A 19,302-nucleotide genomic window follows, 5' to 3' on the forward strand; every position below is an offset into this window, starting at 1 on the left:
CATTAATAAAGAGTTTTTTATTATGAATTTTTTAATGGATAGGCTCGGTACAGCCGATGAAAAGCTTCTTGTAACATGGGCAGCGGCGTTGCAATATTTAAGCGAATAAAGCCTTCTCCTGATGCCCCAAAACCTGTTCCAAAGCTCACACTAACCTTCGCATCGGACTCAATCCACTGCTTTAGCTCTGCTTCGTTGGTGCTAATTGCCCTACAATCCACCCATAATAGATAGGTTCCTTCTGACTCGATCACGCGAAGCTCAGGCATATATTCAGCTATATAAGCTTTCACCCAAACGATATTGGCTGTGATATACCCTCGTAATTCTTCCAGCCATTCATCGCATTCCGTATAAGCCACTTCTAATGCAGGTACTGCAAAAAAGGTTGGGTTATGACAGCCTGCTTGCTGTAAGCAATGTCTGAATTTCTCACGCAGCTGATCATTCGGAATCACGATGTTAGCAATTTCAAGGCTTGCAAGATTGAAGGTCTTCCCTGGGGAAGTACAGATAAAGGATCGCTGCTCTGCCTCAGTCGATATCTTCCCGATTATCGTATGCTCATGGCCTTCATGGATAAAATCGGCATGAATATCATCCGATACAATATAAGCATCATACTTTGTACACAAGCTAACGATTCGTTCTAGTTCAGCTCGTGTCCATACTCGTCCAACCGGATTATGCGGTGAGATGAGCAGTACAATTTTAACCCCTGCTTGCATTCGCAACTCCATATCAGCAAAATCGATCTCATAACGCCCGTTCACTTCACGAAGCGGACTTTCCACTAATACGCGGTTATTTAGTTCTACCGATTTAGCAACCGGCTGATAGGCTGGAGTATGGATTAACACTTGATCACCTGGTTGAGTGAAGTTCTGAATGATCAGAGAAACCGCTTGCACAATACGAGGGCAAAACACGATCCATTCTTGCGGAACCTCCCAATCGTAAGCTTTTTTAATCCATCCCTGAACTGCCTCATAATAAGGTGGAAAAGGATCGGTATATCCATATATGCCATGCTTCGCCATCTCCGTTACTCGCTCAATCACCTGTGGAGGGGCTTGAAGATCCATATCCGCGACGGAAAGCGCTATCATTTCTCTGCCCAAAACTTGCGCCATGCCATCCCATTTAGCGCAATTGGTCCCATATCGGCTAACAACCTTATCAAAGTCTATTGTCATCTAGCCCACTTCCTCTCTTGAGAGTTCTGTTTATTCTCACTTAATTTTTTGCAAATAACGATAAACTGTTGGCTCAGATATCATCAAGGTCTTAGCGACTTGAGAAACTCCACCTTTAAGTAGAAACACGCCCTGCTCGTTAAGTACTTTCACAAGTTCAATCTTCTCTTTCGAGGACAATCGCTCTGCCGGGACATTAATTTTACCGAGCACCGAATCAATCATGTGCTGGAGCAGGTCATCTACGTTTCCTTGTAAATACTCTTCCGTCTGCTTCTCTACAACCTCTTGTTGTGGTATTAACGGTACTGGTGGAAGTGTTGATCCTCCTTGCAAAATGTTTTGTATCCACTCAGCTGCAACCTCCATATGCGTGACATCAATGTTAATACACATCATACCGACCAATTCGCTGCTGCTGTTTTTAATATAATAAGTAGCGGAGCGAAATACCTGACCTTGCGAACCACGCGCTTTATAGTTAGCAATAAACGGTTGCTCACGGTAGGACTCATCTTTCAACAGCTTAAGCACGAGATCTGTTGAACTATCGCCTACTTTACGCCCACTAATGTATCCGTTCTCAATAAAAATAATTGAACGCTCTGGATTGCTTATATCATGAATAACAACCTCACATTTTGAACCTATAATTGAAGCAATAAAAGAAGCGATTGGAAAATAGGACTCCAGGCAGCTGCGATCTTCTAACATGTGAGCATCTCACTCCTTTCGTTTTACGTCTTTTCTATTTTGATAATAATTTATTATCTTGATAAGATTTTATTACAACATTCTTAAAAAAGCAATCAGTAATATATTGGAATTGTTCCAGCCAATATTCTCTCTTAAATACTTAGGGCATATTTCTTGTAAAGCGATAACAAAAAAAGTCTTTCACTATTTCTACAAATTGCAGAAATAGTGAAAGACTATATTTACTGCTGTACCTTATTTCCTAATCATAGCTCGATACACGAATTTAGGAAGAACTGCTTGCCTGCGCCAGCGCGACTTTTGTCCTTTGGCCACAGGTGCGAATAAGAGTCGATGCAGCCACTCCAAATTGAGTTTCTTCCATATCGCAGGGGCTGGAGTCACTTTTCCCGCTATAACATCCAAACTTCCCCCCACGCCAAACACAACCTTAACCTGAGAAAGCGCCTGTTTATGCTTATAAACCCACTTGTCAGAGTATGGAGCCCCCATCGCGACAATCAGGAAATCTGGCTGTGCGTGCTGAATCTCTGCCACAATGGCCGGTTCCTCTTCTTTAGTAAGAAAACCATTATGTCTTCCGGCAATTTTCACATTCGGATATAGCTCTGTAATCTTTTCAACCGCTTTACAGCTGGTATGCTCATCCGTGCCCAAGAAATAAAAACACCAGCCCAGCTTATTTCCTTGCGCGAGCAGCTCAAGAAGTAGTTCATACCCCGTAACTCGTTCAGCTATAGGGTCACCTTTTCTTCTCGATGCCAGCACAATGCCAATCCCATCAGGAGTAATCAAATCTGCCTCATGGAGTATGGTTCGAAGCAGCTCATCCGATTGGCTTGTTATTGTAATTTCCGGGTTCGCCGTAATCAAATGAAATAGCTTCGGTTCTCCGGATTGAATATGTTTTGTTAGATGAAGTGTTGTCTCGTTTAGTGTTAGTTTTGAAAAAGGAACGCCTAATATAGAGACTGTCCCAGCCATTTAATCACCTCTTACTGAAAAGTTCATTCCAGTATACCTTACCGTAATCAAGAAGGATAGTCAGCGTCATTACTCCGTTTATTCCTCTAAAAACTTCCACCACTCTATTAACCAAGGTTCATCGATCTCTCTCAGGCGGAATTCCTCCAAAAGTATCTTTCGAAATTGTTTTTCCATTTTGACAAAATTATTGTCCTCCTGGTACATGGGAGCAAAGGATTCATCCTCTCTAAGATAACTCCAAAAATCGCCTGCACACTCCAAAATCTTTCGACCTACGACCGTTTGCTGCGCTACGGGAACAAGCCATTTGTCATAGGGATACGGATAACCTTCAATAGTGATTGCACAGCGTAAAGCCTCTTTAAAAAGAGAAACCGCTAAGAACAAGATGGGAAAGGCGTCGCCACGAACTACAGGATTATCTAGACTTCTGGCATAGCTTCTCAGCTGTATGTATGAATTCTTACGAAATTTCATTAGTACTTCAGGTTGGAGTGGAACATAGGAATGAAAAAGTGACTTCAGCTCCAGCAGATCGTAGTAAATATAGGACACTGATGCATTCCACAGCCATTCCATATCCCCGCTCATTAAAGCTTCTTTGATATCAGATATTTTATGGAGTGTATAATGCCCTGTCTTCCCACTCGGAAGCCTTAAATCCATAAAAAAACTACTGTGCTCCGGAATCAGCCCGGCTTCCTCGAACCGATGATTAATACTGTTGTAAGACTCATCCTCACAAATAATGATTATATCTACATCCGACTGCCCATCTACCACCCCGAGTGCGGTCGATCCATCTAGGATAATGCTTACCCTCTGACGATCTTCTTGCAATAACGGATGATTTAGGATCTCTTGCGTAATGAACTTTCCAATCTCCTCTAGTAATTCGCGATGAAGTAGCAACTTATCAGGTGTTAGTAAAATATCCGACAATACTGATTTCATCATCATATCCATCAGCCTCCAATCGATCTCAATTCCCTTAAAAATATAGCGCTTACATTAAATCCGAAATGTGGATTTGGGAATATCATTCTATACTCTGGAGATACATCTTGCAACGATATATAGTACCCTTTTGCCCTTGCCCAAATATAATGAATCATCTAGTCATTTGAAGAGGGGGTTATATCATGGCGTTACCCACCATCATAACCACAGTTCCTACATCCGTACCTGTCGGAGATATTGAGGTAAATCCCATCACCAATCGGGTATACTTCGTAAATCCTAACACCACAGCCGGAACTGTTGGTGTATTAAGCACCCTGACCAATCGGATCATTGCAACCATACAAGTAGGTAGATTTCCGCTCAAGCTTGCCATCAACCCAAGAACAAACCGTGTGTACGTCACCAACTTCCGCGATGGGACGGTATCTGTAATTAGCGGACGGACAAACCGTGTAATCAAGACCCTCCAAGTGGGCAGGAACCCTGATAGTGTTAACGTTAATGTTCGAACGAACCTGATTTATGTGTCGAGTGCCTCTGGCATCGTAACCGTCATCGATGGCAGATCGAACTGCATTCGGACTACTATCCAGATCGGCGGCCGCCCTTCCGCTATCGTCATTAATAAACGTACCAATCGCATTTATGTAACGAATACGATAAACAATTCCGTATCTATCATTAACGGTAGTACACAAACTGTAATAGCAACCATCAAGGTTGGCAACAACCCAGTAATCACACCTGCGCTAAATCCGATTACGAACCGTATTTATGTAGCGAACAACTTAAGCCGCTTTCTTTCCGTGATCAATGGCGGCACCAACAAGCTCCTCAAGAATGTACAACTTGGACGGTTACAAAGCGAGGTCATCCTTAATCCGCTTACAAACCGTGTTTACGTGTCCAGTGCTCAACAGGTTAAACAAGGGAAGCTTTTTGTGCTTAATGGAAATACCAATAAGGTGATTGCAACTAGAGTGTTATCTTCCTCCTCCAGCACATTCATCAACCCGATTACAAATCATTTATTTGTCAGTAATTTCAATAAGAACAGAATGTCCGTGTATAACGCCAGTACGTTTAAAAGAATCGCGGTATTCCCCTCCGTAACAGGCGTAAATATCGCACTTAATCCACTAACGAACAGGTTATATGTCGCGAACGACAATTCCATCACAGTCATTCAGGATGGTCCAAGATTAACACATCATTATAAGTAATCTTTACTTTCTTATATTTGCAAAAAAGGCGCTTCACCTATAAGGTGCGCGCCTTTTTGAATATAGACTAATGCGTTGTAACCTGCTTAGCAGCTACTTTCTTTGCAGTCACTTTTTCTTCTGCCGTTTCCTTAGGCTGTACACCTCTTTTAATAAAGAAGGCTAGAATAAATGCAATAATCGCTACGCCTACAGATACTAAGAATGCATCATTAATTCCTTCAATAGTAGCTTTCGCAATGACTTGATTTTGTATACCAAGCAATTGGTCTGCCGAAGGTTTAGCCGTTAATTTACTTACAGCATCAGCGACCATATCTTTCACATGTGAAGTGGTACTGTTAGACATAATGGTTACGAGCAGTGCCCCACCAATCGCCCCTGAAACCTGCTGAATCGTACTGTTCATGGCTGTACCATGCGGCGTATATTTGGCTGGAATCGAGTTCAATCCATTGGTCATAACTGGCATCATCACCATAGAGATCCCGAACATTCTCACAGAATATAGGATCATGAGTGTCGAATATTTAGTCGTTTCAGTCAAATCACTAAAGAAATACGTACTAATCACTACGATCGCTAGACCGATTAGTGCTAATACTTTACCGCCGAATTTATCGAACAATTTACCTGTGATTGGTGACATAACGCCCATAATTAACGCACCAGGCAACATTAGAAGTCCCGAATCCAGTGGTGAAATCCCTCTAATGTTTTGCAGGTAAATTGGCATCAGCATCATCGCTGAGAACATTGCCATATTCAGTGTAATCGAAATCGCTGAGGATAAAGCGAACATCGGATATTTGTACACTCTGAAGTTAAGCATAGGCTCCTTCATCTTCATTTGGCGCATAATGAAGATCACTAACCCAATCGCTCCGATAATAAGCGCGGAGTAGACCATTGGATCATCCCATCCTTTGTTCCCAGCAGAACTGAAGCCATATAGGAGACCCCCGAAACCAATCGCTGATAGAACTACAGATAAGAAATCAATCTTAATAGCCACATCTTTTTTAGGATCATGCAATTTGAAGAAGGCCAGAATGAACACCAATACGGCGATTGGGGCAATCATAAAGAATAGTACAGGCCATTCATAGTGCTGAATAATCCATCCAGATAATGTAGGTCCGATAGCTGGTGCAAAAATCATAACCAACCCGAACATCCCCATAGCTGAACCACGTTTCTCAGGTGGAAAGGTAGTGAATAATACATTCATTAATAATGGCATCATGATCGCAGCCCCTGAAGCCTGAACCATTCTGGCGATCAGCAACACAGGGAAGCTTGGTGCTAATCCGCCGATAAAGGTTCCTATCGCAAATAATCCAATCGCGATTAAGAACAACCGTCTCGCGGTATACTTTTGAATCAAAAAAGCTGTTGAAGGAATCATGATCCCGTTCACCAGCATATAGCCCGTTGATAGCCATTGTACCGTTGAGGCACTGACATTAAAATCCTTCATAATCGATGGTAAAGCTATATTGAGTAGGGTATTACTCAGTAAAGCAACAAATGCACCAATCATGAGGATTGCCAATATCCCGTAAGATGCTTTACTTTCTTTTGCTTTCATTTTGGAATCCTCCATTCTATAATAATACTAACGGTTCAATTTTGAACTCGTGTTATAATCCGGTGTAGAATATATTACTCCCTTATTTCTCGCTTGGCAAGACAAAAATCATTTAAAATTGAAATTGTATTAAGTGGAAATATACGCTAGTCTATATTGGAACAAAGAGTTCAGCTTAAAGGGGCACCTCAGATGATAAATAAACGAAAAGAGCAAGTGGTTCATAAAGCGCATGAATTATTTATTGAAAAAGGCTACCACGCCACATCCATTCAGGATATTTTGAATCATAGCCGGATCTCCAAAGGATCTTTTTATAACTATTTCCCTTCAAAAGGGGATCTCTTTAAGGCTGTATTTACGTCCATTCACGATCGACTTGAAGAAGGGCGAAATTCCCTGCTCATAGGTCAAGATCCTTCTGACATTAAGATATTTGCCGAGCAGATTCAGCTGGTCATGAAAATCAATAAGAAAAATAAATTGTTACAGCTCGTAGAAGATGCTTTGGTCTCCAATGACCCAGACTTAATAACGTTTATCAAAAAAACAAAGTTCAACCTCCTTACCTGGGTACATGAACGTTTCCTTCATATTTTCCCTGAGGATAAGAAACCCTATTTACTGGACGGAGCCATCATTTTTACCGGAATTCTGCAAAATATGCTACAAATCAACAGCGCTATGAATGAAGTCATCACCTCTAAGCAAATCATTGATTATTGCACTACGCTTATCCAAACCATTGTTGAAGAAGTAAGTCAAATGGGCATTCAACTCATCTCACCAGAGCATGTGGGCAAATTATTACCCGCAGCGGAATACAGTGATTTTTTCAATAATGATTTATCCTTTGCGACCATCAGCTTAAAAAAAGTAATAGAGAGATCATTTACAACTGGTGATGCGAATCTCACTAATTATCTAAAGCTGTTATACTTTATCCAGGAAGAAATCATGAACAACAAGGAACCGAGACAGTTCTTAATCGAAAGTGCTCTACTATCCTTAAGGACATGTCCTAATCTAAATGAAGCCAAAGAGTTTAAGCATTATCAGGATGTATTATCTAAAATGCTGTAAAGCTAACTAAAAGTGTGGTGAAACATTTGTTCAAGCTATTATTAATCGAAGACGATTCAACGCTGTTTAATGAGATCAAGGAGCGACTTACCCAGTGGTCTTATGATGTGTATGGCATTCAAGATTTCAGCAATGTCACCCAGGAATTTATAGAGATCAAACCTGATTTAGTCATCATCGACATCCAATTACCTAAATTTGATGGGTTTCATTGGTGCCGAATGATTCGTTCCCACTCTAACCTTCCGATTATCTTCTTATCATCCCGGGATCATCCTACGGATATGGTAATGTCGATGCAGCTTGGAGCCGATGACTATATTCAAAAGCCCTTCCATTTCGATGTACTCATTGCCAAAGTACAAGCGATTCTTCGGCGCGTCTACAATTACAACACGGATAACCTTGAGCTCAAGACATGGTGTGGAGCAACCGTGGATTATGAGAGAAATGTATTGACGCATGATATGGGATCGATTGAGCTTACGAAAAACGAGATTTTTATATTGAAATTGCTTATTGAGAAAAAAAATAAAATCGTCACCCGCGAGGAATTAATCAATAGCTTGTGGGATGATAAACGTTTTATAAGTGACAACACCCTTACCGTCAACGTAAACCGGCTGCGAAAAAAGCTGGATGAGATAGGCTTAGGTAGTTTCATTGAAACAAAAGTAGGACAAGGGTATATGGCCATCGAAGAGGAAGCACTATGATTAAAAAGTATCTCTTGGAAAGAAGTAGCTGGATCCTACTAGTCCTCTTTACCAATCTTTTTATACTTTTTGTCACCTATATGGATTCATCAATCCCATTCTCTTCAGTTCTCTATCTGGTCTCCTTGTCGATGCTTTTTTTTGTGATGTTCTTAATCCTTCGCTATCCCAGAGAAACCAGGTTCTATAAAAGCTTGGTTGAGCGAGATGATGATCTGGATGTAACGAGTATCGCCACCCCCGAAAGCCCGTTTGAGCATATTATTGAAGAGAGCATTATCAATCAAGCTAAATGGTTAAAACAGGCTGCCTCGAACAATCAAATGACGTTAGAACAGGAAAAAGATGAACTATTATCGTGGATTCATGAAGTGAAGACCCCTCTGACAGCGATGCATCTAATGATGGAGCGAATCGAAGATGATGTAATGAGGAAACATCTGACCTATGAATGGCTGCGTATACATCTTCTGCTGGATCAACAGCTACATCAAAGGCGAATTCCCTTTATCGAAAATGATCTGTATATAGAACATATCGATTTAGAAACGCTTATTTTCGGGGAGATTAAGACGTTGCAATCCTGGTGTATTCAGAAGGGAATCGGCTTTGAGCTGAACTTGGAAGTAGCTGAAGTGCTTAGTGATGCCAAATGGCTGGCTTTTATTATCCGACAACTACTAACCAACGCCGTAAAATATAGTGAGGCTTCAGATATTACAGTGAGTAGCTATCAGCAAGCTGAGCATATCGTTCTTGAGGTGAAGGATGGTGGGCGCGGGATAGATCCAAAGGATCTGCCTCGGATATTTGATAGAGGATTTACTTCCACCACCGTGCATCGCGACAATGCCGCCACAGGTATGGGATTATATTTAGCCAAAAAAGCGGCGCAATCCTTGTTGATCATCATCGGAGTTGAATCGAGGCCCGGATCAGGGACGACGTTCACTTTAACCTTTCCGCTTAAAAATGAATTTGTGAAGCTCTCAAGCGTGTGACAACAATGTCACATGCTTTTTTATTTTGTTCGGGCAATCGAAGGATAAGAACGGCAAAGCCTTTTATAATAAAGCTATACAAAAAGAACGAGTATAAAAAGGGAGTGAATCATTATGGTAATTCTTGAAGCCACTAAAATTCATAAAAGCTACGGAAATAAATTAAACAAACAATCCGTGTTGAGTGGACTGGATATTTCTATAGAAGAAGGCGAATTTGTTGGGATCATGGGCTCTTCCGGTTCAGGAAAGACCACCCTGCTTAACGTTCTCTCGTCAATTGATCAGATCAGCAACGGATCGATTACCATTGAGGGTACTGAAATTTCTAATATGAAAGAAAAGCAATTAGCTGAATTTCGGAAAAATCATTTAGGATTTATTTTTCAAGAATACAATCTCTTAGATACGCTGACGGTGAAGGAAAACATCCTGTTACCTCTATCCATTACCAACACCCCTAAGAAAATTGCCAATGAGAAATTCGAAAACGTCGCGAGGGAGCTAGGGATTTTAGAGTTGAAAAATAAGTACCCGAATGAAATCTCTGGGGGTCAAAAACAACGCACCTCTGCAGCTAGAGCCTTCATTCATGATCCAAGCATTATTTTTGCTGACGAACCTACAGGAGCCTTGGACTCTAAATCTGCTTCTGATTTGTTAAACAAGCTGAGTGAACTAAATCAAAGACGAAAAGCAACGATCGTTATGGTTACACATGATCCAGTGGCAGCTAGCTATTGCAGTAGAGTTATTTTTATAAAGGATGGTACGATCTATACGCAATTAAATAAAGGAGAACAATCAAGACAAGTCTTCTTTAATGACATCATAAAAACACAAGGTGTACTGGGTGGTGTGCAGAATGAGCATTAATGTACTGATGCTTCGAAATCTGCGAAAAAACATCAGAAATTACTATCTGTATGTATTTGCTCTCGTTTTTAGCGTGGCCTTATATTTCGCCTTTGTTACGTTGCAATACGATCCTTCGATGGATGCGGTAGAAGGCTCGATCAAAGGTGGCGCAGCAATCAAGGCTGCCTCAGTCTTACTGGTCGCGATTGTATCCATTTTCCTGTTATATGCCAACACTATCTTCATCAAACGCCGGGGAAAAGAAATTGGCCTGTTCCAGTTAATAGGGATGACCAAAAGTAAAATATTCCGAATCCTTTCGGCAGAGAATTTCATCCTATATTTTGGTTCTTTAATTCTAGGAATAGCAGTAGGCTTTTCTATTTCCAAATTAATTCTTATGATTCTTTTTAAAATAATGGGGATCGATGCGATAGCATCCCTTCGTTTTTCTACCCCTGCCCTGGTTCAAACGCTGATCGTATTCTTTGTAATCTATCTTTTGATCATGCTGATGAATTATGGATTTATTAAAAGACAAAGCATTCTATCCTTATTCCGGGTGACCTCAACCACAGAAGGCAACGTGAAAAAGCTGTCCTTCTTTGAAATGATTATAGGGATCGCTGGGATTGGATTGATTCTGCTTGGCTATTCGATTTCATCCCGATTATTTAGCGGAGACTTAACATCAATGACTGAGCTATCTATATCCATGATCACTATTCTGGCTTCAGTTATCATCGGGACTTATCTTTTTTATAAAGGCTCGGTAAGCTTTATCTTTCATCTCATTCGTAAAAAGAAAAACGGGTATCTGAATATTAAAGAGGTGTTGTCTCTCTCCTCCATTATGTTCCGAATGAAATCAAATGCCGTACTGTTAACCATCATTACAACGGTATCAGCTCTGGCGCTGGGTTTATTATCCTTGAGTTATATTTCGTTCTACTCTGCTGAGAAAAGTGCGAAGCTCTATGTTCCGTCAGATTTTATTCTTACGGATATCCAAGATGCTAAACAATTTAAAGAGGCATTAACGACTGAAAATTTGCTGTTTACGGAAAAAATAACCGAAGTCATTCAAGTGGATGTAAATATAGAGAAGCTTCTGGCAGAAAATTCCAAGGCGCTCGGTATGATGTCGAATAATATGACTCTTCCCGTCATCAGTGAAAATTCGCTGGAGGGCATTGATCTATCCCCGGATGAGGCCTATTTTACGAAGACAAGTAGTGCAATGGAGAATCTGATTTCTATGAAGGACCAGGGTGGCATTGAATTCAAGGGACAACATGAAGTCATTCCGCAGTTTTATAAAAGAATTGATATAGAAGCCCCCGTTTTGTTTTATTTCACGGGTGGAGGGTTACCCCTTGCTATTGTAGACGGTACGACCTTTGAACGCTTAAAGAAGGATCTAGATCCAGCCCTTCAAAGAAAGTCCTCTCTTAATATCGGCATCGATATGAAGGACCGGTCAAGCGTTGAACAAGCTAATGAGCTTTTTCAGAGCATGAAATTTAAAAAAGACAGCAAATACGACTCTCAACTGGAGACGAAGAACAATCAAAAGCAAACTATGGGACTTATCATGTTTATCGTGGCCTTTCTGGGGCTAACCTTCCTGATTACCTCTGGATGCATTCTTTACTTTAAACAAATGGATGAAAGTGAGAATGAAAAGCCCAACTACACGATCCTCAGAAAGCTTGGTTTCACGCAAGGGGATCTGCTTAGAGGGATTCAGGCGAAACAATTATTTAATTTTGGGATTCCATTAGTCATTGGATTGCTTCACAGTTACTTCGCCGTAAAATCAGGATGGTTCTTCTTCGGTACAGAGCTCATGACACCGATGATTCTGGTGATGCTCTTATACACGGCTTTGTATTCAATCTTTGCAGTACTCTCCGTCTTCTATTATAAAAAGGTAATTAAAGAGTCACTTTAAAAAAAGAGGGGTTCCACAAGCCAGCATGGCTTAGGAACCCCTTGTTGTTATCATACCTCTATCTCCTATCTTCATATTCAATTCTAGTTAACCCGTAGAAGACTATATCCTCGAATTTATCCCATTTTAAAATATGCCGTTTAAATTCCCCTTCAAATCTCATTCCAGCTTTTTTCATAACGTTAGAGGAGGCAGGATTTCTAGTCATTGCCGCTGCCCATATTTTATTTAATGCGAGGTCTTCAAATCCAAAATCAATTAATCGCTTAGCTGCTTCAGTCGCATAGCCATCTCCCCAAAAAGATCTTCCTACCCAATAAGCAAGCTCACCTCTTTTATGCGATTTGTCTATATTTAGACTCATACAGCCTATTAAGGTATTACTCTCTTTACTAATTAAAGCAAAAGGAAATCCTCCCCCTTCGTCTGCGCTTTTCCTACAGGCACCAATCCAAGATTCAGCCGCTCCATCAGGGTATGGATGAGGAATAGACAGCGTTGTTCTAGCTACTTCTATATCCCCAGCAAGCTCTTGAACTTTACTTGCATCTGTGGATTGAAACGGTCTTAGTATTAACCTTTGTGTTTCAAATGTAGGTTGCATAGAAAGTACCTCTCACTATTGGATTTTCAATAGATTATATTACAATTGTTGGATATTGCAATACATATATCAGCTATTCACAATCCCCAATACGAAACCATCGTACCCTTTACTTCCCACTGTCTGAATGGCAGTAGCCGAAATCTTAGGCTCTTCAGCCAACAGATCATAAAATTCCCGTACGCCTACTACACGAGGATCTTTGCTATTCTTGTTAATGATCTCGCCTTCACGAATCACATTATCGCCTATAATCACCGTACCGGGCCGGGAAAATTGAAGCGCCCACTGTAAATAGTTAGGGTTGTTGGGTTTATCGGCATCAATGAATATAAAGTCAAAGGGTTCCACACCCTCTTGTTTCATCTGAGACAATTGCCCCAAAGCGTCGCCTATACGAAGTTCTATCAGATCATCTACTTGAGCAAGCGCGAAATTGACCCCAGCCACCTGAGCATGCGATGGATCTAGCTCCAAGGTAACGATATGTCCGTCAGACGGGAGCGCCCTTGCCATCCAAATTGTACTGTACCCACCCAAAGTGCCAATCTCCAGAATCCGGCGTGCACCTTTCATTTGAACCAATAGGTTAAGGAATTTACCCTGACTAGGTGAGACATCAAAGGGCGGCAGCCCTGCCTGTTGATTCGCGGACAACACTTCCTCCAGCACGGAGTCCTGCGGAATTAAGCGCTCTGTAATGTACTGGTCGACTTTATCCCATGTAGTCGGTTGATTCATATTTATCACTTCTCCTTTGAAATAAAATTTTCATTTCCACAATTAGGGATCGGTCGTAACTACGAGGAGTGTTTGGACTTCCGGCCGCTGTTGTCTCCAGATTTCTTCGATTAAAACCACTATTCGTGGTTGAAATCCGTAGACAAAGGCGGTCGCTGACGCTCCTACAGTTCCAAACCTCCTCTTCGGTACTCCTTTTCCCTAACTAAAGATTCAAGTTCAACTTCAACTTCAACTTCATACCTGTATTGTAAATCAGTTATAATCATAAATATAATATATATTTAAATCTAAACTATATATTAAATATATGAATTAAACGATAACAGATAGGAGCTTAACCATGAATCTACACGCCTTGCGCTTATTCCATGTAATCGCATCGACAGGAAGTGTGACACGCGCCTCCGAAACTTTAAATATCAGTCAGCCTGCGATTACGGCTCAGATCAAGAAATTCGAAAAGGAAATATCCTTCACCCTATTTAAGCCTCAAGGTAGAGGAATTGCTTTAACGGATGCGGGTGAAGAGCTTGCCCTACTCGCGAAAAGACTGTTCGCTGTCGAACAGCAGATCGAACAATTCACTCAGGATTATGTTAACGGCACGAATGGAAGTATCCGTCTAGCCGCGACGTATTTGCCTGCTCATTTCCTTATCCCTACCTGGATCGCAAAGTTCAAGCAACAATATGAGCAAGTGGAAATGGTGATTACTACCACCAATTCAAGCGATGCCCTGAAGCAGCTGTTAAATGTAGACGTGGATATGGCGATTTACGGAGGGATTACTGAGGCATATCCAGATACGATCCAGACAGAGGAGTTATTTCAGGACGAGTTATGGTTTGTGGTCGCACCCCATCACCCCTATGCGAATCAGCAAATTTCTTTATCCGAAATGATGAAGGAGCCCTTTGTCATGCGTGAGGAAGGGAGTTCGACGAGAGAGAGATTATTATCGTTATGCCGTACATATAATACGCCAGCTCCCACGATCTCTTTGCAATTTAACGGACTTCATGAAGCGATTCAAGCCGTTATCGCCGGGTATGGCGCCAACTTCGTCTCTTCACTCGTTGTTCGCGAATATGTTGAACGTGGAGAGTTATGCCGAGTTTATGTTGAAGGCATACATCTGAAGAACAGCATTGCGATCTGTACGCGAAAAAATGAACCATTATCCGCCTCAGCGGCAAACCTTATTCAAATGATTCGCCAAAATCCTTATACGATGTAGCATTTTTTAAAAAAGACTGCTCTTTAGGCTGACTATATCCAGCCCGGAGAGCAGTCCTTGTAAGTACCGGCTTTATTGGAACGCCTTACGCTTGCCTCTTCTCCGTTAAATAGTACAGAAAAGCCAAGATCGGCAGCGCCAGACCGATCAAGCTGGTCAGACTCCAGCCTCCGTACGCATAAGCCCAGCCGCCTAGTGAAGAGCCAACGGCTCCGCCTACAAAAAATATCGCCATAAATAATCCGTTTAAACGTCCTCTCGCCTCGTTGCCAAGGGAATAAATCGCCCTTTGTCCAAGCACCAGATTACCCGATACCCCCATATCCAGCATAATAGCTGCTGCAACCAGCAATCCAAGTGTTACTCTCGAATTCTCTTGAAACAAGTAAGCTAGAAGAAAAGCCACAGCTGCCAGTACAAACGCAAGTCCGGTCAACGGCCGGGTCCAGCCCTGGTCAGCCAATCTCCCAGCGATGGGAGAAGCGATAGCCCCAGCCACTCCGGCTAGCGCAAACAAGGCAATGCCTTGCTGACTTAAATGATACGTATCGGCCAGATGCAAAGAGACCGTCGTCCAGAACAGGCTGAAAGCTCCAAACAGGCTAGCCTGATAAATCGCCCGGCGGCGTAACACTGGCGTACTCTTCAGTAAAGTACCTAGAGAACGGATCAATCCGCCATAATTCATTGTAGGCACAGGTTGGCGCTGCGGCAGCACACGGGACAATAGAAGTGTTAATAAGGCAATCACTACGGCGGATATGGCATAAATCGCATGCCAACCCCACAATCCAGAGACAAAGCTAGCCAGTGGCCGGGCGAACATAATACCGAGCAGCAGCCCACTCATTACATTACCGACCACCCGGCCGCGCTGTTCTTCAGCAGCCAGAAAAGACGCATACGGCACAAGAATCTGGGCAGCTACGGAACCGAGGCCAATGAACAGAGACGCTCCCAGAAAGATCGCTGCATTCGGAGCTAGTGTGGCTGCTACCAGTGACACCACCACCACAGCCAGTGACGCCACTGTCAGGCGGCGATTTTCAATAATATCGCTAAGCGGTACTACGAACAAAAGTCCAAGAACGTATCCTACCTGGGTCAAAGTTACAATCAGACCCGCTGCCCCAGAAGAAAGCTGCGTAGCTTGGGCGATCTGTCCGATCAGGGTTTGGGCGTAATACAGATTGGCCACAATTAGTCCGCAGGACGCCGCTAATAGAAATGTAATCCATCCAGGGATCGTCTTTCCTTCCGCATGTTCCATCGCTGAATTCACTGAACTTCCTGAACTTACAGGATTCATTCGTCTTCCTTGATTCATAAGATCTCCACCCTTCGATTATAAATACTGAACGTACCGTTCATTAATTAATTTAATTATATACTGAACGTTCAGTTTTGTAAATAGGCGATTGGCTACTTCGTTCAACCTTTTGTATAATGAACGTATAGTTTCTTTTTAGATCGCAAGTTAAATAAAGGATAGATTAATCGGGAGGGATCTCTGATGGATAAAAAAAGAGGACGGCCGCGCAATAGCGAAGCCGAGGCTTCTATTCTGGCAGCATCGTATGATCTACTACTGGAGACTGGATTTGGTGCGGTGACCGTAGAGAAAATCGCGGAACGGGCCAAGGTAAGTAAAGCGACCATTTATAAATGGTGGCCTAACAAAGCAGCTGTGGTCATGGACGGCTACCTCTCTGCAGCATCCGCAAGATTGCCAGTGCCGGACACCGGTTCGGTCATGGACGATATTATGATGCATGCCACAAACCTGGCTAATTTTCTTCGCAGCCGAGAAGGAAAGATCATTACCGAGTTGATCGGCGAAGGTCAATTTGATGCCGGCCTTGCTGAGGCCTATCGTGCGAGGTTTTTCGCTCCCCGCCGCCAAGAGGCACGACAGTTGTTGGAGCGTGGGGTGACCCGGGGCCAATTAAAAGCGGATCTGGATATTGGGATCACGATTGATCTGCTGTACGGACCGATATTTTATCGGCTTCTGATCACAGGGGATGAGCTAGACGAAGCTTTTGTGAAATATTTGATTACCTCTGCCTTTGAGGGCATCAAAGCATAACAAGCATAAACGCCTTTGACGCGTGAAACTTATACTTTTTTATATTTTAAAAAGCCATCCTTTGCAGGATGGCCTATCACTTATATTTACACCGTTCGATCTAAGTTAACTTCAAACGTGTCTCCAGTTACATAATCCATATACCTCGTATTCCCATCGTAATCCAAATAAGCTTGATAGCGGGTACGAATAGCCGGTTGTGTAATCCAATCAAGTACTTTCTCTTTTGCCACCCACATCACTTCAGAGGTTTCCTCCGAGGTACATAATTCCCCACCCACGGGCTTGCAGATAAAATCAAACATGACCTTAGTAGGAACATCGGTTACACCATCATACCATTTATGAATGCCTGTATTGGAATACACACCAATCAATTGAGATACCGTGACATCTATTCCACTTTCCTCTTTAACCTCTCGAATTAATGCATCCACCAGGTTCTCTCCGACCTCTACTTGTCCACCAGGAAATACCCATCCACCATCATGAGTCTTTACTAAAAGGATATCTCCTTGTTCATTTTCTGCGAATCCACCTGCCGCTACAATATGTGTTGGCCAAGCCATAGAATGCACCTCTTTTTAGAAGAGGTTAACAATTTAATCAGCATTTGTAAACGATATTTTTCTATTCCATAACGCTTTAAAAGCTTCGCAATGCTCTATTAAATCATCAAACTTTCCTTCACCCACGACCGACCCTTGGTCCACTACCAGTATCTTATCAACGTCTTTTATAAAATTTAGTCGGTGGGCAACAATAATGATGGTTTTATCCTTAAATTCCTGCAAAATCGTCTCCATAAGGCTTTGCTCCGTAATATTATCAAGTGCAGAAACAGGTTCATCTAGAATTAGAATGTTTCTTTTCTGAGCAATGATTCTGGCAAAAGCTAATCGCTGTCTCTCCCCGCCTGATAATTTAACCCCTTTTTCACCTACCAAAGTATCTAAACGATCCGGTAATTGGCTTACCTTTTCCTGCAGATGAACCTTTTCCAAAATCTCATACAACTCTTCATCGGACAAGGAATGCTCATCAAATACAATATTGTCCCTAATCGTAGCGTCAAAAATCGGCGTGTCTTGTGATAAGTAAGAGATATGATCATAGTAGCTATCCAGATGGATCTCATCGATATCCTTACCGTCCAATAAGAGTTCACCTTTGTCCTTTTTTAATAAGCCTACGATTAACTTAATCAGAGTTGATTTCCCGCCCCCACTTAATCCGACAATAGCAACCGACGTTCCTCGCGCAATCGAAAAGGATAGATTATTCAAAATCTTCACTTGTCCATAGTCAAAAGATACATCCTTAAATTCAATATTACCGTGGATCTCAGTGATAACTTCTCCTCGTTCTAGATTCTTATCTTCTGGGGCATGAATAAACTCCTCAAATCTCTTGTAGGTCACTCTATTCAGTCTGTAATCTACAAAGAGGACATTGAAGATAGCAATCGGCGAATAAATCTTATCAATAAACATAAACAAAGCGACCACAACACCAAGTGACGTCTCACCTGCGACAATGCTTTTCACACCGTAAATTAAGACAACGACTTTAATAATCGTGACAAACAACTCGAATATCGCGAAAAAAGCTTCATGGATCATTTGTAACTGAGCATTTTTTTGAATGATAGTGCGTGCAGTCTGGCTTAATTTATCGATCTCTTTCTCATATCTTTTGTTCGTTCGGAAGACGACTAATTCCATAAATCCACGGATAGAGAATCTGGACATCTTTTCTTGTTCCTCTAGAATGGCCGCCTTCATCGCATACAGAAATTTCAACAGCAGATTCGTTATCAAAAAGACGACCACATAGCCAGCAGCAATCACTACCATGATCCTTAAATCATAGAAGCTGATAAAGATAAGACTGAACAGAAGAGTGGGCAATAACTCATGTAATGTTTTGAGGAAAAAGGAGAATATCATGCTGTTTCCAGCTGCGGCTCCATTCTCGATCACTTTAATCATCTGACCTGTGCCCATATCCTGATAGGCTTGATAGTCGATTTTGGATATTTTAGATAGTGCAAGTATCTTTAACCTCTCCGTTATGCTGTTCGATAAATACACACTAGGGTATTCATCCACATAATTTAGGATCACCACCCCAGCCAGCAAAACGCCGTACACCAAGATTAAATTAAATATCTCACCAAAGCTGTTGATCACCGTGACCTTGTCTAATATTTTTTGAAACACTACAATGCCTAAACTACTCAGCAGTTGAATAGTAAAACCCAATAAAATATAACCGCATATCCACCATTTCAGGTGAGCTAGACTCTTTTTCAACATATCGTTAATCCCCTATCTTTT

Annotated in this window: 18 protein-coding genes; 8 read left to right on the forward strand and 10 right to left on the reverse strand. The window is 41.8% G+C overall.

Annotated features, from left to right (window positions below; all coding sequences use genetic code 11):
- Positions 1-20 precede the first annotated feature (20 nt).
- From PAENI_RS32270 to PAENI_RS18145, 4 genes are all read right to left on the reverse strand, one after another.
- Positions 21-1,196: a MalY/PatB family protein gene (locus PAENI_RS32270; protein ID WP_149646227.1), complete on the reverse strand. Its 1,176-nt coding sequence runs from the start codon at positions 1,194-1,196 to the stop codon at positions 21-23.
- A 36-nt stretch (positions 1,197-1,232) separates the two neighbouring features.
- Positions 1,233-1,910 carry a helix-turn-helix transcriptional regulator gene (locus PAENI_RS18135; protein WP_042184354.1) on the reverse strand — a complete coding sequence of 226 codons (678 nt, stop codon included), beginning with the start codon at positions 1,908-1,910 and terminating at the stop codon, positions 1,233-1,235.
- 237 nt (positions 1,911-2,147) lie between these two features.
- Positions 2,148-2,897 (reverse strand): WecB/TagA/CpsF family glycosyltransferase, encoded by a 750-nt coding sequence (locus PAENI_RS18140; RefSeq protein WP_149646228.1) that lies wholly within the window; start codon positions 2,895-2,897, stop codon positions 2,148-2,150.
- A 78-nt stretch (positions 2,898-2,975) separates the two neighbouring features.
- Positions 2,976-3,860 carry a nucleotidyltransferase domain-containing protein gene (locus tag PAENI_RS18145; RefSeq protein WP_188114612.1) on the reverse strand — a complete coding sequence of 295 codons (885 nt, stop codon included), beginning with the start codon at positions 3,858-3,860 and terminating at the stop codon, positions 2,976-2,978.
- Positions 3,861-4,042: 182 nt separating this feature from the next.
- Here PAENI_RS18145 and PAENI_RS18150 point away from each other — a divergent pair, with 182 nt between their 5' ends.
- Positions 4,043-5,086 carry a YncE family protein gene (locus PAENI_RS18150; protein ID WP_149646230.1) on the forward strand — a complete coding sequence of 348 codons (1,044 nt, stop codon included), beginning with the start codon at positions 4,043-4,045 and terminating at the stop codon, positions 5,084-5,086.
- A gap of 67 nt (positions 5,087-5,153) precedes the next feature.
- Here PAENI_RS18150 and PAENI_RS18155 read toward each other — a convergent pair whose 3' ends face one another.
- Positions 5,154-6,677: a DHA2 family efflux MFS transporter permease subunit gene (locus PAENI_RS18155; RefSeq protein ID WP_076285163.1), complete on the reverse strand. Its 1,524-nt coding sequence runs from the start codon at positions 6,675-6,677 to the stop codon at positions 5,154-5,156.
- 192 nt (positions 6,678-6,869) lie between these two features.
- On the opposite strand from PAENI_RS18155, the gene PAENI_RS18160 reads away from it, so the two are divergent.
- The 5 genes from PAENI_RS18160 (at position 6,870) to PAENI_RS18180 (ending at position 12,289) form a co-directional block, all read left to right on the forward strand.
- Entirely contained in the window at positions 6,870-7,760 is an 891-nt protein-coding gene (locus PAENI_RS18160; RefSeq protein ID WP_256716355.1) for a TetR/AcrR family transcriptional regulator, read from the forward strand.
- A gap of 26 nt (positions 7,761-7,786) precedes the next feature.
- Positions 7,787-8,476: a response regulator transcription factor gene (locus PAENI_RS18165; protein ID WP_042193184.1), complete on the forward strand. Its 690-nt coding sequence runs from the start codon at positions 7,787-7,789 to the stop codon at positions 8,474-8,476.
- The gene (locus tag PAENI_RS18170; RefSeq protein ID WP_149646231.1) at positions 8,473-9,477 is read left to right on the forward strand and encodes a sensor histidine kinase; all 1,005 of its coding nucleotides are present in this window, start codon (positions 8,473-8,475) and stop codon (positions 9,475-9,477) included. Before PAENI_RS18165 ends, PAENI_RS18170 begins: the two co-directional genes overlap by 4 nt.
- Positions 9,478-9,591: 114 nt before the next feature.
- A complete protein-coding gene (locus PAENI_RS18175; protein WP_149646232.1) occupies positions 9,592-10,353 on the forward strand; it encodes an ABC transporter ATP-binding protein in 762 nt (253 codons plus the stop codon).
- Positions 10,343-12,289 carry an FtsX-like permease family protein gene (locus tag PAENI_RS18180; RefSeq protein ID WP_149646233.1) on the forward strand — a complete coding sequence of 649 codons (1,947 nt, stop codon included), beginning with the start codon at positions 10,343-10,345 and terminating at the stop codon, positions 12,287-12,289. The genes PAENI_RS18175 and PAENI_RS18180 overlap by 11 nt, the downstream gene beginning before the upstream one ends.
- Positions 12,290-12,347: 58 nt before the next feature.
- Here PAENI_RS18180 and PAENI_RS18185 read toward each other — a convergent pair whose 3' ends face one another.
- Entirely contained in the window at positions 12,348-12,893 is a 546-nt protein-coding gene (locus tag PAENI_RS18185; RefSeq protein WP_149646234.1) for a GNAT family N-acetyltransferase, read from the reverse strand.
- 69 nt (positions 12,894-12,962) lie between these two features.
- On the reverse strand, positions 12,963-13,634 hold the full coding sequence (locus PAENI_RS18190) for an O-methyltransferase (protein ID WP_149646235.1): 672 nt from the start codon (positions 13,632-13,634) through the stop codon (positions 12,963-12,965).
- A gap of 343 nt (positions 13,635-13,977) precedes the next feature.
- On the opposite strand from PAENI_RS18190, the gene PAENI_RS18195 reads away from it, so the two are divergent.
- Complete coding sequence (locus tag PAENI_RS18195) at positions 13,978-14,874, forward strand: LysR family transcriptional regulator (RefSeq protein ID WP_149646236.1); 897 nt, start codon at positions 13,978-13,980, stop codon at positions 14,872-14,874.
- 85 nt (positions 14,875-14,959) lie between these two features.
- On the opposite strand, the gene PAENI_RS18200 is transcribed toward PAENI_RS18195, so the two are convergent.
- Positions 14,960-16,144: an MFS transporter gene (locus PAENI_RS18200; RefSeq protein ID WP_262495652.1), complete on the reverse strand. Its 1,185-nt coding sequence runs from the start codon at positions 16,142-16,144 to the stop codon at positions 14,960-14,962.
- Positions 16,145-16,387: 243 nt separating this feature from the next.
- Here PAENI_RS18200 and PAENI_RS18205 point away from each other — a divergent pair, with 243 nt between their 5' ends.
- On the forward strand, positions 16,388-16,963 hold the full coding sequence (locus PAENI_RS18205) for a TetR/AcrR family transcriptional regulator (RefSeq protein WP_042184333.1): 576 nt from the start codon (positions 16,388-16,390) through the stop codon (positions 16,961-16,963).
- An 86-nt stretch (positions 16,964-17,049) separates the two neighbouring features.
- On the opposite strand, the gene PAENI_RS18210 is transcribed toward PAENI_RS18205, so the two are convergent.
- Together PAENI_RS18210 and PAENI_RS18215 are read right to left on the reverse strand one after the other, a co-directional pair.
- Positions 17,050-17,532: an NUDIX hydrolase gene (locus tag PAENI_RS18210; RefSeq protein ID WP_149646237.1), complete on the reverse strand. Its 483-nt coding sequence runs from the start codon at positions 17,530-17,532 to the stop codon at positions 17,050-17,052.
- A 33-nt stretch (positions 17,533-17,565) separates the two neighbouring features.
- Positions 17,566-19,281 (reverse strand): ABC transporter ATP-binding protein, encoded by a 1,716-nt coding sequence (locus PAENI_RS18215; RefSeq protein WP_149646238.1) that lies wholly within the window; start codon positions 19,279-19,281, stop codon positions 17,566-17,568.
- Between the last annotated feature and the right edge of the window lie 21 nt (positions 19,282-19,302).

Source organism: Paenibacillus sp. B2(2019) (assembly GCF_008370385.1).
Lineage (GTDB): Bacteria > Bacillota > Bacilli > Paenibacillales > Paenibacillaceae > Paenibacillus_AQ.

Bases quoted from the DNA above. Each gene is read 5' to 3' on its own strand.
- PAENI_RS32270 (WP_149646227.1), bottom strand. From the start codon at position 1,196: ATGACAATAGACTTTGATAAGGTTGTTAGCCGATATGGGACCAATTGC.
- PAENI_RS18135 (WP_042184354.1), bottom strand. From the start codon at position 1,910: ATGTTAGAAGATCGCAGCTGCCTGGAGTCCTATTTTCCAATCGCTTCT.
- PAENI_RS18140 (WP_149646228.1), bottom strand. From the start codon at position 2,897: ATGGCTGGGACAGTCTCTATATTAGGCGTTCCTTTTTCAAAACTAACA.
- PAENI_RS18145 (WP_188114612.1), bottom strand. From the start codon at position 3,860: ATGATGATGAAATCAGTATTGTCGGATATTTTACTAACACCTGATAAG.
- PAENI_RS18150 (WP_149646230.1), top strand. From the start codon at position 4,043: ATGGCGTTACCCACCATCATAACCACAGTTCCTACATCCGTACCTGTC.
- PAENI_RS18155 (WP_076285163.1), bottom strand. From the start codon at position 6,677: ATGAAAGCAAAAGAAAGTAAAGCATCTTACGGGATATTGGCAATCCTC.
- PAENI_RS18160 (WP_256716355.1), top strand. From the start codon at position 6,870: ATGATAAATAAACGAAAAGAGCAAGTGGTTCATAAAGCGCATGAATTA.
- PAENI_RS18170 (WP_149646231.1), top strand. From the start codon at position 8,473: ATGATTAAAAAGTATCTCTTGGAAAGAAGTAGCTGGATCCTACTAGTC.
- PAENI_RS18175 (WP_149646232.1), top strand. From the start codon at position 9,592: ATGGTAATTCTTGAAGCCACTAAAATTCATAAAAGCTACGGAAATAAA.
- PAENI_RS18180 (WP_149646233.1), top strand. From the start codon at position 10,343: ATGAGCATTAATGTACTGATGCTTCGAAATCTGCGAAAAAACATCAGA.
- PAENI_RS18185 (WP_149646234.1), bottom strand. From the start codon at position 12,893: ATGCAACCTACATTTGAAACACAAAGGTTAATACTAAGACCGTTTCAA.
- PAENI_RS18190 (WP_149646235.1), bottom strand. From the start codon at position 13,634: ATGAATCAACCGACTACATGGGATAAAGTCGACCAGTACATTACAGAG.
- PAENI_RS18195 (WP_149646236.1), top strand. From the start codon at position 13,978: ATGAATCTACACGCCTTGCGCTTATTCCATGTAATCGCATCGACAGGA.
- PAENI_RS18200 (WP_262495652.1), bottom strand. From the start codon at position 16,144: ATGGAACATGCGGAAGGAAAGACGATCCCTGGATGGATTACATTTCTA.
- PAENI_RS18205 (WP_042184333.1), top strand. From the start codon at position 16,388: ATGGATAAAAAAAGAGGACGGCCGCGCAATAGCGAAGCCGAGGCTTCT.
- PAENI_RS18210 (WP_149646237.1), bottom strand. From the start codon at position 17,532: ATGGCTTGGCCAACACATATTGTAGCGGCAGGTGGATTCGCAGAAAAT.
- PAENI_RS18215 (WP_149646238.1), bottom strand. From the start codon at position 19,281: ATGTTGAAAAAGAGTCTAGCTCACCTGAAATGGTGGATATGCGGTTAT.